Annotated in this window: 10 protein-coding genes; 3 read left to right on the forward strand and 7 right to left on the reverse strand. The window is 58.3% G+C overall.

Annotated elements, in window-relative coordinates:
- The first annotated feature begins 310 nt into the window (after positions 1-310).
- A complete protein-coding gene (locus tag AYM40_RS07085; RefSeq protein WP_236720913.1) occupies positions 311-3,064 on the forward strand; it encodes a LuxR C-terminal-related transcriptional regulator in 2,754 nt (917 codons plus the stop codon).
- 42 nt (positions 3,065-3,106) lie between these two features.
- Here the strand turns inward: AYM40_RS07085 and AYM40_RS42265 are convergent, their stop codons facing one another.
- Positions 3,107-3,478, reverse strand: a complete 372-nt coding sequence (locus AYM40_RS42265) for a hypothetical protein (RefSeq protein WP_063495595.1) — start codon at positions 3,476-3,478, stop codon at positions 3,107-3,109.
- Positions 3,479-3,893: 415 nt separating this feature from the next.
- On the opposite strand from AYM40_RS42265, the gene AYM40_RS07095 reads away from it, so the two are divergent.
- Positions 3,894-6,152, forward strand: a complete 2,259-nt coding sequence (locus AYM40_RS07095; protein WP_063495596.1) for an NADP-dependent isocitrate dehydrogenase — start codon at positions 3,894-3,896, stop codon at positions 6,150-6,152.
- 466 nt (positions 6,153-6,618) lie between these two features.
- On the opposite strand, the gene AYM40_RS07100 is transcribed toward AYM40_RS07095, so the two are convergent.
- The 5 genes from AYM40_RS07100 to AYM40_RS07120 all read right to left on the reverse strand — a co-directional run bounded on the left by AYM40_RS07100 (position 6,619) and on the right by AYM40_RS07120 (position 14,549).
- Positions 6,619-7,248 (reverse strand): response regulator transcription factor, encoded by a 630-nt coding sequence (locus AYM40_RS07100; RefSeq protein WP_063495597.1) that lies wholly within the window; start codon positions 7,246-7,248, stop codon positions 6,619-6,621.
- Positions 7,245-8,891 carry a response regulator gene (locus AYM40_RS07105; RefSeq protein ID WP_063495598.1) on the reverse strand — a complete coding sequence of 549 codons (1,647 nt, stop codon included), beginning with the start codon at positions 8,889-8,891 and terminating at the stop codon, positions 7,245-7,247. The genes AYM40_RS07100 and AYM40_RS07105 overlap by 4 nt, the downstream gene beginning before the upstream one ends.
- 486 nt (positions 8,892-9,377) lie before the next feature.
- A complete protein-coding gene (locus AYM40_RS07110) occupies positions 9,378-12,329 on the reverse strand; it encodes a PAS domain-containing hybrid sensor histidine kinase/response regulator (protein WP_063495599.1) in 2,952 nt (983 codons plus the stop codon).
- Between the two features lie 243 nt (positions 12,330-12,572).
- Complete coding sequence (locus AYM40_RS07115; RefSeq protein WP_063495600.1) at positions 12,573-13,382, reverse strand: AraC family transcriptional regulator; 810 nt, start codon at positions 13,380-13,382, stop codon at positions 12,573-12,575.
- A 351-nt stretch (positions 13,383-13,733) separates the two neighbouring features.
- Positions 13,734-14,549, reverse strand: a complete 816-nt coding sequence (locus AYM40_RS07120) for an IS5 family transposase (protein ID WP_063495601.1) — start codon at positions 14,547-14,549, stop codon at positions 13,734-13,736.
- Between the two features lie 103 nt (positions 14,550-14,652).
- Between AYM40_RS07120 and AYM40_RS07125 the strand changes: the two genes are divergently transcribed.
- The gene (locus AYM40_RS07125; protein WP_256390478.1) at positions 14,653-14,922 is read left to right on the forward strand and encodes a histidine kinase dimerization/phospho-acceptor domain-containing protein; all 270 of its coding nucleotides are present in this window, start codon (positions 14,653-14,655) and stop codon (positions 14,920-14,922) included.
- Between the two features lie 914 nt (positions 14,923-15,836).
- Here AYM40_RS07125 and AYM40_RS40060 read toward each other — a convergent pair.
- Positions 15,837-16,085, reverse strand: a complete 249-nt coding sequence (locus AYM40_RS40060) for a hypothetical protein (RefSeq protein WP_148662128.1) — start codon at positions 16,083-16,085, stop codon at positions 15,837-15,839.
- Positions 16,086-16,723 lie beyond the last annotated feature (638 nt).

Consider the following 16,723-nt stretch of genomic DNA (forward strand, 5'->3'; position numbering starts at 1 on the left):
CGGCGAACGTTCTGTCGCCCGCTCCGACGCGGCGCCTGTTGATCGTGGGCGAGGGGCACTGTCTCCGCGTGCCGGTCGTCCGATAACTTCATGCGAGCAGACTAGGCGTCCGAGCGAACCGATGCATCCGTTCCGTCGGGGAGGGGGCGGGGGGGCGGTTGGGGGGGATGCGGCTACGCGTACCGAAAGACGGGGCCGCCGCGCAGCGAGGAGGGGGAAACCCTTGGTCACAATCTGAAGGGCGATGCGTAGCATACGCCTCGCCAACACTTGAATGAAATCGACACGCGTGGGAGTTCAAAGAGACACTGTGGATCTGACCTGGAGCGTGGCCCTGGTCCAGACCAAGATGGCGCCGCCGCGATTACCGCCCGGCATCGTGCGCCGCACGGCGCTGCTCGAACGTCTGGGCGAACCGTGTGATCGGGAGCTGGCCGTCGTCATTGCCCCGGCGGGTTCCGGCAAGACGACGTTGCTTGCCGAATGGAGCGAGGTGCTGTGTGCAAGAGAGCACCTTGTGGCGTGGTTGAGCCTCGACGAGGACGACGACGATCCGCAGCAGTTTGCCGCCTATCTGGTGGCTGCGCTGGGCCGCACGTCGGAAGACATCGGGCAGCAAGCGCAGCAGCTGTTGCGCGACGACCTGATGGCGCCGGGAAAAACGATCGTCTCCGTGCTGCTCAACGAAATTGCCTCTTGCGGTCGTCAGGTCTTTCTTGTGCTGGACGACTTCGACCGTTCGCCCTCGAGACTTATTCGCGCGATGGTGTCGCGGCTATTGCGCTACGCGCCGCAGAACTTTCATTTGCTGCTTGGCGTGCGCAGCGAGCCTGAACTCGCGCTCGGTCAATTGCCCACCCAGGGCAAACTGCTGCGAATCGATGCGGCCGATCTGCGGTTTTCCGTCGACGACGCCCAGACGTTTTTCCGGCAGGCAGGTGGGGTGTCGCTCGACCGTTCCAGCGTCGAGTTGTTGAATGAAGCGACAGAAGGGTGGGTGGCAGGCTTGCAGCTTGCCTCGCTCGCATTGCGCGACACGGCCGATGCGGCGCAGGTCGCGCACACGTTATCGGGAACGCGCCTGGGAATCGACCGCTATCTGGACGACACGGTCCTGGTGCGGCTGCCGGCGCCGATCCTGAAATTCCTGCTGCATACGTCGATTCTCGATCGGCTCGGTGCGGGCGTCTGCGATGCTGTGATGGGAGAAGGCGCACGCAGTTGGGAGAAGCTCGATTGGTTGGAACGGCATAACGTATTCACCCGGCCACTCGACGAGGAGCGGCAGTGGTATCGCTACCATTCGTTGCTCTCAGACGCGCTGCGGCGTCGCATAGCGCGCCAATGTGCGGCGCAATTGCCGACCTTGCATCGGCGCGCGAGCCGTTGGTTTGCCGAGGCGCGGCTATGGCCCGAGGCGATCAGGCACGCCCTCGCGGCTGGCGAGATGGAACTCGCGGCACGTTGGATCGAAAACTGCGCAACGGCGATGGTAAATCGCAGCGATGTGCTCACGCTGTCGGGCTGGATCGCCAAGCTGCCGCCCGCGCTCGTGCAAGAGCGGCTGAGGCTGCGTCTTACGAAGGCATGGGCGCTGGCGCTCTCGTTGCAAACCGCTGAGGCGGCGCGCGAGGTGAAAGCCCTTGCCGCGCAGATCGCGCAATTCCGTGCCGACGGCACGCTTACCGATGCCGCGCTGCCCGCAGAGGTCAACGCGGTCAGTGCGATCATCGCCGGTCTCAACGACGATAGCTCGCGCTCGCTCGTGCTTGCCAAAGAGGCGGCGACATACCCGCTGCCGAACCTGCCGTGGGTGAGCCGTTTTGCTGAAACGGCGCAAATATTTGGTTTGTTATCCGAAGGAAACTTTGACGAAGTGCGGCGGATTCAGGCGTCGACGCCGGCCTGCGGCGACGCGAATCAGGTACCGCTCTACGCCGACGTGTACCGGGAAAGCATGTTTGGGCTCGCCGAGCTCGTGCAAGGCAGGTTGCAGGATGCCGTGCGGACTCTCGAGGCGGCGCTTGCGCGGGCCGAAAGCGCACTCGGCTGCGATTCGGCGGCCGCTGCGCTTCCCGCGGGCTATCTGGCATCGATCTATTACGAGCGCGACGATCTCGCGCGTGCCCAGAAGATGGTATCGGGCCGCACTGCGATCGCAATGGAAACCTGCCCGCTGGGTTCGCTGCTGCGTTACACGTGTTCGGCTGCGCGGCTCTACGCGCGCGGCGGCGACGTCGGATCGGCGCACGCCGTACTCGAGGATGCGCGGCAGGTAGCGGCCGCACGGCAATGGCTGCGTCTGCGCGTGGGGTGCGATGCCGAGGCGGTGCGGTTCTATCTCAGCCAGGGGAGGCTTGTTCAGGCGAGGCAGACAGCTGAGACGCTGCGCCTTGCCATGCCGCCGGCGTGCTCTCCCCTCACTGGCAGTTTTATAGAAATCTGGGCCAGCTACTCGATGATGCGCGCGCGCCTCCTGCTTGCGCAGGGGCATGCGGGTGACGCGGTGACACTGCTCGAAACGCTGCGTGACGAGATGGCCACATCAGGCCGATGGTACCTCGATGCGCTCGTCTCGATCCTGCTGACGCTCGCCCTTGAACAGCAAGGCGAGCGTGCGCGCGCATTTGCCACGCTTGAGCACGCGCTGGGGATTGCGCAGCCGACCGGCATGATTAACGGGTTGGTGGATGAAGGCGCGCCGCTGCGCGCGTTGTTGGAGCGCTGGCGGGGCACGGCCGCCAACGTTGCATCGTTCGATCCGACGTACCTCGACCGGTTATTTTCCGCATTCGATACCAATCATCGGAGTGAGGACGATACGCCGCGTGTCCCGTCGGCTGTGCTCAGCGCGCGCGAAATCGAGATCCTCGATCATATTGCCCGCGGCTTGTCGAACAAGGAGATCGGCCGGGCGCTGCGCGTTGCGCCCGAAACAGTGAAATGGCATCTGAAAAACATCTTCGAAAAACTAAATGTGAGCTCGCGGGTGGAAGCTGCGCAGAGTGGTCTGGGCTTGTCGCGTGCTTCTCGCACGGAAACATCTGCGCGAGCCAGTCTATGAAGCCCCTGAGCAGCGGCGACAGCGTGGTAGCGCATGATGTAGTCAACGGGCGGCCGTCGATGGCGAATCGGGCTGCCGCGGCACGTATTTCGATTTCTGGCGGACCCCTTCGTCCTTCTTGCCCACCCGCAAACAAACGCTGGCGATGAGATCGCCCCTGCGGTATGACGAAGATGGCATTAATGTCCGCCACGGCCAATAATTTGCCGACCGCTCCAGCGAGATTGGGCGATCGCACCCCGGAATGACTGACAAACCATGCACAATCCCGGGGCGCCCATAATACGTTGACTCGACCACGACGCCAGCGAACTCCGCTTGCCATGGGGCCAAGAAAGCCAGAATCTTCGTCAGGTCGTTGGGTAGGCGCTTCTCCGCCATCACCCGGTCAGTTTCGTCGATCACGGTGATCACGCTGTTGTTCGAATGCAGGTCAATGCCGCTTTATTTCGTGTTGGGCCTCCTTTCGGTTAAAGCGGTTGTGTGCAAACTCACTTTAACCCCGTCGGCTACGTGGGCGACGGCGGGAGGCCCGCTAGATGATTTTTAACTTTAATTTGGTCTACGGTTGTCGACGTAGCTGTCGCGTCACTTTATACGAACTGCTTTAGTATAGGCCTGCGCGCGACCGGTAGTCCGGTTGGGCGGCCGGGATCAGCGTATCGTCAGCCTCGCGCGCACGCAAAATTTGCATTTTGGCGATTCCAACGCAAAACGCCAGGTTGCTGAAATCCCACCAAAAGCAAAATCAGGCAAAATTCAATCACTAACGCCAGTCTGTGACGCAGCCGGTGGCGCCCCCAACCTTTTTCTCGATCTGAGGCATGCAATGAGTACCCAGCAACCCACGATCATCTATACCCTGACCGACGAGGCTCCGCTGCTGGCGACCAGTGCCTTCCTGCCCATCATCCGCACGTTCACCGCGCCGGCCGGAATCCACGTCAGCACCAGCGACATCTCAGTAGCCGGCCGCATCTTGGGTGAATTCCCGGAATTCCTGACCGAGGCGCAACGGGTGCCCGACAGCTTGAGCGAGCTCGGTCGCCTGACCCTGCTGCCCGACACCAACATCATCAAGCTGCCCAACATCAGCGCCTCGGTTCACCAACTGGTCGGCGCCATTAAGGAACTGCAGGCCAAGGGCTATGCGGTGCCGGATTTCCCTGAAGAGCCGAAGACCGACGCCGAGAAAGCGATCCGCCAACGCTATTCCAAGTGCCTTGGCAGCGCGGTCAATCCGGTGCTGCGCGAGGGCAACTCGGACCGCCGCGCACCTGCCGCCGTAAAGGGCTACGCCCGCAAGAATCCGCATAGCATGGGCGAGTGGAGCATGGCTTCGCGCACCCACGTGGCCCACATGAAGCACGGCGACTTCTACCATGGCGAAAAGTCCATGACCGTGGACCACGCACGCGACGTGAAGATGGAACTGCTTACCCAAAGCGGTAAGGCCATTGTGCTCAAACCCGAAGTGTCGCTGCTGGCCGGCGAGATCATCGACAGCATGTTCATGAGCAAGAGGGCGCTGTGCGACTTCTATGAAGAGCAGATGGAAGACGCCCGCAAGACCGGCGTCATGCTGTCGCTCCACGTCAAGGCCACGATGATGAAGGTCTCGCACCCCATCGTCTTCGGCCACGCGGTGAAGATTTTCTACAAGGAAGCCTTCGAGAAGCACGGCAAGCTGTTCGACGAACTGGGCGTCAACGTCAACAACGGCCTCGTCAACCTGTACGACAAGCTGGAAAGCCTGCCCAGCTCGAAGCGCGAAGAAATCATCCGCGACCTGCACGCCTGCCACGAGCACCGCCCCGAACTGGCGATGGTGGACTCGGCCAAGGGCATCTCGAACCTGCATGCCCCCAACGACGTCATCGTGGACGCCTCGATGCCGGCCATGATCCGCATCGGCGGCAAGATGTGGGGCGCCGACGGCCGTCCGAAGGACACCAAGGCCGTGATACCGGAAAGCACGTTCGCCCGCATCTACCAGGAGATCATCAACTTCTGCAAGACCAACGGCAACTTCGACCCGGTCACCATGGGCACCGTGCCCAACGTTGGGCTGATGGCCCAGCAGGCCGAGGAATACGGCTCGCACGACAAGACCTTTGAAGTGCCCGAAGCGGGCGAGGCCCGCATCGTCGACCTCGCCACCGGCGAAGTGCTGCTCACGCAGAACGTTGAAGAAGGCGACATCTGGCGCATGTGCCAGGTCAAGGACGCGCCGATCCGCGACTGGGTCAAGCTGGCCGTCACGCGCGCCCGCAACTCCGGTATGCCGGCCATCTTCTGGCTGGACCCGTACCGCCCGCACGAAGCGGAGATGATCAAGAAAGTCGAGACCTACCTCAAGGACCACGACACCACTGGCCTCGACATCCAGATCATGTCGCAGGTGCGCGCCATGCGTTACACGCTGGAGCGCGTCATCCGCGGCCTCGACACCATCTCGGTCACGGGTAATATCCTGCGCGACTATCTCACCGACCTGTTCCCTATCATGGAACTGGGCACCAGCGCGAAGATGCTCTCCATTGTTCCGCTGATGGCTGGCGGCGGTATGTACGAAACCGGTGCTGGCGGCTCGGCGCCCAAGCACGTCAAGCAACTCGTGGAAGAAAACCACCTGCGCTGGGATTCGCTGGGTGAATTCCTGGCGCTGGCCGTCTCACTGGAAGAGTTGGGTATCAAGACTGGCAACGACAAGGCAAGAATTCTGGCTAAAACGCTGGATGCCGCCACGGGCAAGCTGCTGGAGAACAACAAGAACCCGTCGCCCAGGACGGGGCAACTGGATAACCGTGGCAGCCAGTTCTACCTCGCCATGTATTGGGCCCAAGAATTGGCGGCGCAAACAGAAGACGCCGCGTTGGCCACACAGTTCGCACCGCTGGCGAGGCAACTGACTGACAACGAGCAGATCATCGTGGCCGAGTTGTCAGCTGTGCAAGGCAATGCGGCAGACATTGGCGGCTATTACAAGCCCGACCCCGAAAAACTGGACGCCGTGATGCGGCCGAGCAACACGCTGAATGCGGCGTTCGCGGCGATTCAGGCTCAAGAAAATCGATCTGCCCTGTAAGTCAAGCCGGCTTGTGCTCGAGCCTCCATGGACCGCTCCCTCCCGGGCAGTAGCTGGGAGGGAGCATGAACGGTAGGCCCGGTAAGTCTCGCTCCCAACCGATCTTGGTGCAGGCGCACCAAGGTGATTCCGGGCGGGACATCGCGAGCAGGACCATCGCAGCGCGTCCGGAAGAGAACCCATGTCCGGTTCGCAGGCTTTCCGACTGTTCCGCAAACGCGCGGGCGTTGAGCTCTTGCATCGCATCGCAAAGACCCGTTCGCCTTGTGCTGTCTCAACGGTCACACGTCACCTGCGAGAGGGAAGGGCAGTGCATGCCGCGTGAATTCTGCCGTCAGCAAGCCAGTCTCTCGATTCAACTTTTCATATTTGCACCTGAGTCGCCGCTTTTTCCGCGCCAAATCTGCACTGGCAGGCGCCTCCGACTCCGCTGTAGATGGGATCCTGTCGGACCCAGCAACTACAGTTAGCGAGGCGAGACGCCGTGCGCGAGGGCATATCGAATCAAATCTGCGATGTTCCCAATGCTCAATTTGTGCATGAGGTTCACCTTGTGCGTGCTCACGGTCTTTGCGCTGAGGTGCAGATCTTCCGCGATCTCATTGACGGTTTTGCCTACCGCCAGCAGCTCCAGTACCCGGTACTCCCTGTCAGAAAGGATGTCAGGGAGCACTTCGTCGGGTGAGCTGTTGAAGATCATCGAATTGACCAGCCGCGGATCCATGAACCTGCCGCCGCTTGCCACTTTGCGGATGGCGTCTGTGATTAGATCCGGATCACTATCCTTCGTAATGTAGCCGGCCGCGCCGGCCCTCAGGGCACGAGAGACGACCTGCCGCTCGTCGTGCATGCTGAAAATGATGATGGGTACTGTCGGCGCTTCAGTGCGGACGCGTCTCACCAGATCCAGACTGCTGATGCCGGGCATGGCGAGGTCGAGCAGCACGAGGTCAATATCGTTGCCACGCAACTTTTCCACAACCTCGTTGCCGTTTGTAGCTTCTGCTGCAACCGTTATATCGCTGGTGTCTGCGACGACCTGTTTCACTCCATGGCGCACGATGGCGTGATCGTCTGCAACTAAAATGCGGATCATGGCGCCGTCCTCCCGTTCAAAGCGAGGTCGACTGAGATAACCGTGCCGCCGCCATGGGCACTCGCGATTTGCAGGGACGCACCGATGAGCCGCGCCCTCTCCTCCATGCCTAGCAAGCCGAACGTACTTCGCTTTATAGAATTGTCTCTGGCCAATCCTCGTCCGTCGTCGGACACAAAGAGCGAGACCCGGGAATCCGATGTGACCAAGGTGACGCTAACCTTGGTCGCCCCTGCATGGCGAGCGACATTTGTGAGCGATTCCTGAGCTATTCTGAATACCGCCGTCGCCTCTGTGTCGTTCAGACTGGGCTCGTTGCCGCGGAGATGGAATCGGCATACTGCGGTGTTGTGCTGGTTGAAGTCATCGGTAAGCCATTCCAACGCAGACACGATTCCGAAGTTTAGTGCCGCAGGTCGCAGTCTGCTGGCCACGTTTCTGACAGTCCAGACGGCATTTTCCGCCAAGCGGTGCATCATCGCAAGTTTGGTTGAGCTGACCTCATCACCTGCGAGCCGTTTTCGAAGCAACGCAAGGTCAAGCTTCAGGGCAGTCAACGTCTGACCTAAATCATCGTGAATTTCCCGGGCAATGAATTTTCTTTCTTCCTCACGCGCAGCCTCCAGATATGCGGAAACCTCACGAAGCTGCTCCCGGGAGGCGAGCAACTGCTGTTCAATGGATTTCCGCTCCGTGATGTCCTGGATCGTTCCGACTATACCTAGCGTGCGTCCGTCGGTTGAATATTTGACTTCGCCCTGAGCCTGGATCGTTCGCAAATGACCCCGGGATACAACGATGCGGCAGTCAATGCAGTAGGGGGTCCCGTGCCGGATGAGATTGTGTATCGCATGCATTACTGTCTTGCGATCTGCACGATACACAATGCGCAACGCGTTGGGCCAACCTGGCTCGGATATCCCCGGACTTATGTCCATCACATTCAACGCTTCCTCCGACCAATACAATCCGGCATCGACACCTTCCCATTCCCAGTCTCCAATATGCGCTAGCCGTTGCGCGTTCGCCAGACGTGCCTTGCTGCCTCGGAGTTGTGCCTCGACCTGCTTCCGTTCGAGATTTTCCGACCGTAGAAGGTCGTTTGCCTGTGCTAGCTCAGCTGTGCGCTGTCCCACCCGGTTTTCCAGCTCGTCGTGTGCTCGTTGTAGTGCCACTTCCACTTGCAGTCGGACCAGCATCTCGCGCTGCAATGTCGCGTTCCGCTCAGCGAGCTGCCGATGAAGTGAGTGTACGGCAAGGTGATTGTTGATTCGGGCAAGAAGTTCCGGGATCTGAATTGGCTTGGTTATGTAGTCGACCCCTCCTGCCGACAGGCCATGAACAATGTCTTCGCTTGCTGACCGGGCGGTCATGAAAATAACCGGGATCTCGCTAGTTCGAGCGTCGAGCTTCAAACGGCGACACGTTTCGAATCCGTCCATACCCGGCATTTTCACGTCGAGTAATATTAGATCGGGACGCGTGAGCTGCGCCTTGCGCAACGCGTCGAAACCATTTTGCGCGACAAGAACGCTAATGGCACGATCCTCGAGATGCGGAGCCACGACTGCGACATTGACCGGCAAGTCGTCGACGATCAAGACAGTATGCGTATAAGGTCCGTTGGCGCCAGCTTGGTCCATGACATCGGTCTCATTTCCAGGGAGACTACACAATCGTGAAGGTGGGTTGCGCGTTGCCCGCTTGCCGCACCGATGCGCGGCGCGACGCCGGACGAGAGCGCAGGCACACCCATCGAGACCCAGTATGATCCTTACTCGCGGTGATGTGTACTGGTTCCACCCTTCAATCGTCGACGCGTGGCAAAAAATGACCCGAAACGGTGAGCAGTGGCATGAAACGAAGAGTGGTTAGCTGTAGCGTGCGCGGCGCTCAGCCCAAATTCACAGAAGTAGCTGTGCGCTTAAAATCATTCGGGCCTAAGGATTTTCTTAAGAAAATACCGGGAGATTCTGAGTCACCGTCCCGGTTCTCGCGAATGTATCAGGTGTAGCATCATCACAGTATTTGATCGGCAGTTAGGGCGGTGCTCTCAAAATATGTTGGCGTCACACCGACCACATACCGCTCACAGCGTAAGCGTACTCGCCAAAAGAGCGCGAGGTCGATTACATCTCGCCTCGCTCGGGGCGCTCTACCATGCTCAGGATGGCATTTGACTCGTATTCCCTGGCTAACTCATAAATTTTCTCGACGAAGGGGCGATACGCGACATTGCATTCGCCTATTTTCTGGGCCCATTGCATGATGTCACGCATGTTTCCTCTTTGCGCGAGTTCTCGAAGAGTTTCCATCTCGTCAACGGGTGGGATAGCGAGCGGCTTTCTTGATGAAGCGCGCGGACGGTATCCGTGAATCGGATCGGCAGTCCACGTCAGGCCCAGGAGCACTTCGATTTGAGCCAGCAGGTGACATAGGTCGACGGGTTTTGGGATCACAGTATCGACCGCGGCCGCAACGTCATTCCGCTCTACGTTGGAGGACGAATGGTTGGACACAGCAATGATAGGGGTTGTCACGAGGCCCGCCCGTTTGCGCAGGGTACGCACAGTTCGCGGCCTGACAATTCCATTGGCGGCGCTCTCGACGAGAACCAGGTCCGGCATGATGGCCTTGGCTTTTTCCAGTGCCTGCGTACTGGGGGTTCGCGTGACCTCGAAGCCCAGCGATGCCAATGCCTGTGTCACGTTCGACGAATCTTCCGGAAACTCTTCAACAACGAGAATCTTCCTACGCGCCCCGGAGTATCCCGTTATCTTGCGTGCCCCCGACAATGCCTCGCCAACGACGTTCATCGGCACGTTCAACTCGAACCAGAACGTGCTGCCATGGCCAGGCTGACTGACTACCTGAATCTCCCCCCCCATTGACTGCACCAGTTGGCGGCTGATGGCTAATCCGAGCCCGGCGCCGCCTGGGCGCCACTGCGGCTCGCTGGTCAGGCCGAACGGTTCGAACATTGCCTGCAATTGATGGGCGGCAATCCCCACTCCTGTATCGCGCACCTCGAAACGAAGTGTTCCGGCGGGTGATATGGCGACGTGCAGGCATACTTCGCCACTGTCCGTGAAATCGACCGCGTTTGAGAGCAGGTTGATCAAAATCTGCCGTAGTCGCGTCTCGTCCGCGCGAATACCACACGGCAGCCCGGGTCCGAGGTCGCACACGAACGCCAATCCCTTTTGCTCAGCCTTGACTCCGATTATCTCTGCCACTGTCTCGAACAAGTTCGCCAGCACAATGTTCGAGATGCGGAGATCGAGCCTGCCGGCTTCAATTCCCGCGTAATCAAGCGTGTTGTTGAGCAGATTCAACAAATGTTGTCCGCTTTGCTGAATCGCGCGAAGTGACTCGCGTTGCGGATTTTCCGGCGTTGCGCCACGCAATAGGATTTGTGTATATCCAAGAATCACGTTTAACGGTGTCCGCAGTTCGTGGCTCATGTGGGCCAGAAGCTCACTCTTTGCCCGGCTCTCAGCATCCGCAGCCCGTCTTGCCTCATGTTCCGCTTCGGCCATCTTGCGTCCGGTGATGTCAATTACCGTGCCGACGTATTCGTCGGTATCTTCACCGTCCCGCGTAAGCGGGTGGCCTACGGAGTGGAGGTACTTGATGGATCCGTCCGGTAGAGCAACGCGAAATTCACACTCGAAGCCTGTTCGTTCGAGAATGGCGGACGCAATGGTGTGCCGAGTGGACTTGCGGTCGTCAGGATCGATGCGGCTCCAGAAAAATTCAATATCGGGCTCTACCGCTCCAGGTTCAAGTCCAAGAATCCGGTAGTACTCGTCGGACCAGACGAGCTTCCCTGTCGGCAGATTTAATCCCCAACTGCCCGTATGGCTGATCTTCTGTCCCTCCGCCAAAAGAGCTTCACTAAGATGGAGTTTTTCTTCTGCAAGCTTCTGGTCAGTAATATCTCTCGTTACGCAAAGCACACACGGTTGAGATCCCACTACCACTTGTGCCGCCGACACTCTTCCCACGCGCGTCTCTCCGCGCTTCGTGCGAAAGCGGATTACTTCGGCCTGGGCATCGCCGTCGCGGAGCAGACGCTCCAACAGTTCTCCGTGCTTGACGGTGTCTACAAACAAGTTGAGGTCGTCGGTGGTTTGTCCGAGAACCTCTTGAGCTGGGTAGCCCGTGATACGTGCGAATCCAGGGTTCACCTCGATGAACCGGCGATTTCCAAGTTCGCAGAGTCCGATGGCGTCGGGGATCGAACGAAACATGAGTTCATACTTTTCTTCAGAATGTTTTAGCTCATCTTCTGCGCGCTTACGTAGTGTGATGTCCTCACATACTACAAGGACAACAGGTACATTGTGACGCGAGACAGCCTTCGCACTCTCACGAACCCACAGCACGCTCCCGTCCTTACGGATTTTTCGAAACTCCCAGGTCATTGGCTGACCGAGGTGTGCGAGACAAGCCGCGAAATTGCTGGCCACGGCGTCGCGATCTGGTTCGTAGAAGACGCTCAATAACTGGCAGCCGATCAGCTCGCTAACCTCATATCCGAGTTGCTCGGCCCCGAACGGATTGACGGCCAGGATTGTTCCATTGGCGGCGACCATGAAACACATCGTAGGGTTATTTTCAAATACGGTCCGCCATTGCTCGTCGTTGCTGTGTAGCGCGTCTTCGGTCGTGGCTTGCTGTTCGCCGCGGGTTGCCACGCCCCGATCGGTCTGTTTCGACTTTGGATGGCGGCGCATGAGATCTTTGATGATACTAGCGAAATCACCCAATGCATCTTGCGCCACGAGAAATTGGGACGCGCCAAGGATGACAACAAGTGGGCTCTTTACATCCCGAGTTCGGCGATACATTCTGCGCCATGCATTGAACTCGTTCGCATTCACAGAACGCCTGTTCAGCATGATCAGGCGCGGCGACACGCGTCTGACGACGCGTGTCGCCTCCTGACGAGTGGACGCGAATAGAATCTGAAAGCCCCGCGCCCCCAGTTGCTGTACCGTCGACGCTATGCGGGTCAACATATTGCCAACGATGACTATAATCGGCCCGTCGGTGAGCCGCGATTTGGTAAGGCTCATATCGCTGCCTCGCTTGCGTTGATCTGCGACCGGCGGGCAACCCGGTCGTTAGGCTGCAGCGATGGTCTCCAATTACCTCTATTATTTCCCGATACCACCGATCCGGATCTTTTTTGCCGCTTTGACGACAGCCTTTTGTCAAGGCAGCAAAATTTATAAAAAGAGGTTTAGCCGTTCGCCAGATCGTGATGAAACGTTCGCTTTCCACGTCGCTCCTATGGTTACGCGGTGCAAATCACCTTGTTAGTGTTGGACTCGGTATTCTTTTGGCGTAACACCGACGTGCTGTCGAAAAACAGCGGTGAAATGGCTTTGGCTCTGGAAACCTAGTTCATAGGCAATACATGCGATTGACGCGTTGTCCTCAGCAAGGCGGACGCGAGCGGCGTCCACTCGACGCTCCGTAATGTAACGCTGAGGAGTCGATCCGGTAGCTAGCTTGAACATCCTTGAGAAGTGGAACGGGCTGATGTGTAACGCAGCTGCGACATCGCGGAAGGATATGGGTTCCGAAATGTGCTCATCAATGTAATCGCTGGCCTGTTTGAGTTTGAAACAAGGTAAAGCGCCTATGCGCGAGGAGGGCCGTCCCGCCTGGCCGTATGTGGCCACGACGTGGTGACACATGACGAATGCGAGCGATTGTAGATAGGTTGTGATTGACCTGGTCGGCGCTGCCAATGCCGCGTGAGCCTTTCGGCCGAGGTGCCACACGATTGGGTCTACAGCGTCTGGATGAGAACTGATGAGAACCTTGCCGCCTCCCAGTCCTTCACGCACTTCGTCGCACAGGCTGCGGGACAGCGAAAAGGTCGTGACAGCGGTCTCCTTATGCCACGCGATTGAATAGGGATGGCCGGGTGCCAGTATCGATACGTTTCGGCCAGTAATGCGGCACTGGTCGCGCTCGCGGCTGGGGAGCTCGCAGACGATAACTCCATCGGCACCGTTGGCCGGAATGACAATGGTAAGTCCGTCCGGACATTCATCAGACCAGATGGGCGGTGATGTGACCATCGCGACGACGAAGAATCCGGAGCCCACCATCTCCATTCTATTTTGTAATGGCGCCCTTGATCGTAAGCTTTCCGTACACATCGCCCCTCCCATATGCATTCCTCTACCGGCCGCCCCGATGCTTGCGACTCGTATGGAACTAATCGTAGCGAGCGGCCAGACGCCGATCACTCAGGAAAATCGGATTCGACGCTCGGAAATTTCTTGTTGTGTGGGGAAGGGCCTGGCCTTGCACGGAAGGCCAGGCATTTGAAAGCTGCATGACGAAACCGTTGGCAAGGTCATCCGGCATTGGCGGCGTTCTGCGCCGGCATGATCCTCAGCTGGGCGACGCTCGGGATTATTTTCACAGCCGGTGCTTAGCTGACGATCGGCGTCAGCCTCGTGCTAGAGGGTGTTAGGCACCTGGACAGCCGGCGCGACATGTACAAGCATGAGCATGGCGAAGACAACAAAGTGCAGGCCGGCTAACGTTTCGGGCAGACGTTCGTAGTCTCGCGCCAGTCGCCGGAACCGGTTGAGCCAGCCGAAACTACGCTCGACAACCCATCGGCGCGGCAGCAGCACGAAGCCCTTCTTTGCCTCTGGCAGTTTGATAATCTGCAGTTCGATGCCTTCGTCATGCGCAGCCTGTCGAGCCGTATCACCGGTATAGCCTTGGTCAGCGAATGCAAGCTTTACCGTCTGACCGGTTGCTTGCTGAACCTGACGGGCAAGCTCGGCTACCTGTGCGCGCTCCTGCTCGTTGGCCGGCGTGATGTGCACCGCCAGCAACAAACCTAACGTGTCGACAGCCATATGGACTTTGCTGCCTCGCTTGCGCTTATGACCGTCGTAACCCGCGCGCGGTCCGCTCTCGCAGGTGGACTGCAGAGTGCGCCCATCCAGAATCACCGCACTGGGCTGGCCCTGACGCTCCTGCGCGACCCGAATTACGGATCGCAGATCACTGACCATTGCCTCGAAGCAGCCCGCGTTCAACCAGCGTTGCGTTTGCTGGTAGACCAACTCCCATGGCGGAAAATTGGTCGGCAGCATACGCCACGACGCACCCGCCCGCGCCATCCAGCGCAACGCATTGAACATCTCGCGCAGTTCATACCGCCGCTGTGGAGCATCTTCATTCATCAACGTTAGATAGGGAGCGGCAAAGCTCCACTCTTCATCCGAGACATCTGTCGGGTATGGCTTGCGTTCTGTCATTCCGCCAGGGTACCAGGTCTGGCGAAAAGTGCCTAACACCCTCTAGCCTAGCTAGTGTCAAGTGCGGCGATCAAGGTTTGGAGAGCTGCAGAAAATATATCGCGTGGCACACTGGCTGAACTTTTGCGCTCCCCTCAACGCCATTCTCGGTCATGCGCAAGCTTTAATGCGCGAGCCTTTCCTCGTCGAACAGCATCGCGACGCATTGAAAGTCATATTGCGCAGCGACGAGGACCTGCTCGTGCTCATCAACGATGTACTGGACTTCGCCAACATCGAAGCGAGAAAAATCGAGTTAGTCCCGGCTGATGCCGTATATAACGAGCGAGCCGGCGGACTATCGGACGGGTTCGAAACGCAACGGCATGCGTAGCTTTACCAGCCGCTCGTGCAAAACGCTCTCCGTCGCAATCGTTGCGAAGCCAGCCCCCGGCCTTTGCAGACCGGTTCGGGTTGATCGCCGTTGTGTATCGCACGGCGGACATCACAAATGGCGCAAGGCCGAAGCAGTTCCGCAACCAGCTTGTAGCGTCAGACCTTGATAGCGGATAAATATGCAGAACGCGCTCGCCAATTCCAATCCGCGTGCCAACGTGCCTTTCGGATCGTGTGATGTTGCGGCTCGCGGTCAACTCTCGGAGCCGCACGGCGGTGATCAAGGAGATCAAAATGACGGTACTCCTCGAGTATTTCGCATTGTTCATGACAATTCTATTATTGGTTATCCTTGGCATTGATCGATGGTCGGAACGTCAGCGAAAACCCACTGTTGATCGGTCATTCGTGGAAGAGGTATATTCGCGCGATGAGGTCTGACGCTGATCGGCATCGCGTTCAACGCTCAACTACGGGAAACTTCAGGTTTATGACGTGGCGCGCATGTTGCCAACGAACCACTCGGACTTGGGCACTATTGAAGAATTAGAGATGCGCTTCATAAAATAGATGCTTGCAGTAACCAGTTTGGTCAAGACAGCCACGCATGAAGTGAATATTCCGTACGATCCGGCGAATATAGATCGCAAGATGAACGTGCGCCATTGAACGGTCGGGTCTTGCACCGAGAGGCCCGACGCCGCTGGTGATGCCACCCATGATGCGAATGGGGGTCTGCGGCAAAGCGCCCTCACATTCACTTCATCCGGCCCCGAACGGTAAATGATCGCGCTTTGAACGAACTAGCGCCATGTTTCGCGCCAGCAAGGCCGGACCGCTTGCGACAGTCGCGAAGACCGACCAACGCTGTCTTCAATTTTTGCCCGGACTGTACAACGAAGATGATCCGGACTATGTCGCGCCGGACCGATTCGCGAGGTTCGCATGCGGTGAGAAGGCCGCCTCGATGGCATATTCATGGTCGATCACCGAATTCGTCTGCGCGGCGAGTGCGAGCGTGAACGTCGGCAGTCGTCGCACAAAGGGTTGAAGGGACGGACGTAGTCGCATGGTAACGACGATTTCTGGCTCGATCCGTCTATTCGTAAGTCCGCGCAGTGATAAAAGCAATTTTTCTACGTTATCCCAAGTGTTCTTCATTTGAAAGTGTCGCTAGGTGCCAATCCGGCAGGTGCATCATTCAGGACCAGCACTCGAGAGGTGCGCTACCCATTGTCGACAAGTTTGCTTATCTATGGCGTCCAGAACTATGGGGCGATCTATGCGCTAGAACTCATCATTTCGGGAAGGTAGACCTGTAGATGTCAAAGCGATGTGCGCATTCGTGGCTGCTGTCGAGAAGCAGAGCTTCACCCGCACTGCATGCGGTTTTAAAGTCAGTTTCACGTGTACGTCGCGCGTGGCCGATGTTCCAAAAATGGGCGCGTTTCGCCGTTCCTGGTGCTCAAGGCCCTGCTGAATGCCAACGGCTGCAAAGGTCAATGTAACGAATTGCAATTTGTGTCTCTGGAGCGGAAAGTTGGCATTCACGCTAACCTTGGTTGTCCCTTAAGAATGGGTCGAGGGCAAGCGCGGCACGGCGTTGCCAGGCTTGCACATTTTTCAGATATCGGAAGTACTATTGATCCGGATTGCCTTCTGGAAATTGTGAGCTCCGCCGATAAGTACGCCCGATTGGTTTTGCAGCCGGCCGGATGCCACGATTGAATGTCGCCACCCGCTCCCGGCGCCGGCCAGCCACATGCCGAAGACGTCAATCAAAGCGGTACACGCGCTGG

The organism is Paraburkholderia phytofirmans OLGA172 (assembly GCF_001634365.1).
GTDB lineage: Bacteria > Pseudomonadota > Gammaproteobacteria > Burkholderiales > Burkholderiaceae > Paraburkholderia.

Coding starts and splice junctions, on each gene's coding strand:
- AYM40_RS07120 (WP_063495601.1), bottom strand. CDS start 14,549: ATGACAGAACGCAAGCCATACCCGACAGATGTCTCGGATGAAGAGTGG.
- AYM40_RS07105 (WP_063495598.1), bottom strand. CDS start 8,891: ATGGACCAAGCTGGCGCCAACGGACCTTATACGCATACTGTCTTGATC.
- AYM40_RS07095 (WP_063495596.1), top strand. CDS start 3,894: ATGAGTACCCAGCAACCCACGATCATCTATACCCTGACCGACGAGGCT.
- AYM40_RS07100 (WP_063495597.1), bottom strand. CDS start 7,248: ATGATCCGCATTTTAGTTGCAGACGATCACGCCATCGTGCGCCATGGA.
- AYM40_RS07115 (WP_063495600.1), bottom strand. CDS start 13,382: ATGGAGATGGTGGGCTCCGGATTCTTCGTCGTCGCGATGGTCACATCA.
- AYM40_RS07110 (WP_063495599.1), bottom strand. CDS start 12,329: ATGAGCCTTACCAAATCGCGGCTCACCGACGGGCCGATTATAGTCATC.
- AYM40_RS40060 (WP_148662128.1), bottom strand. CDS start 16,085: ATGAAGAACACTTGGGATAACGTAGAAAAATTGCTTTTATCACTGCGC.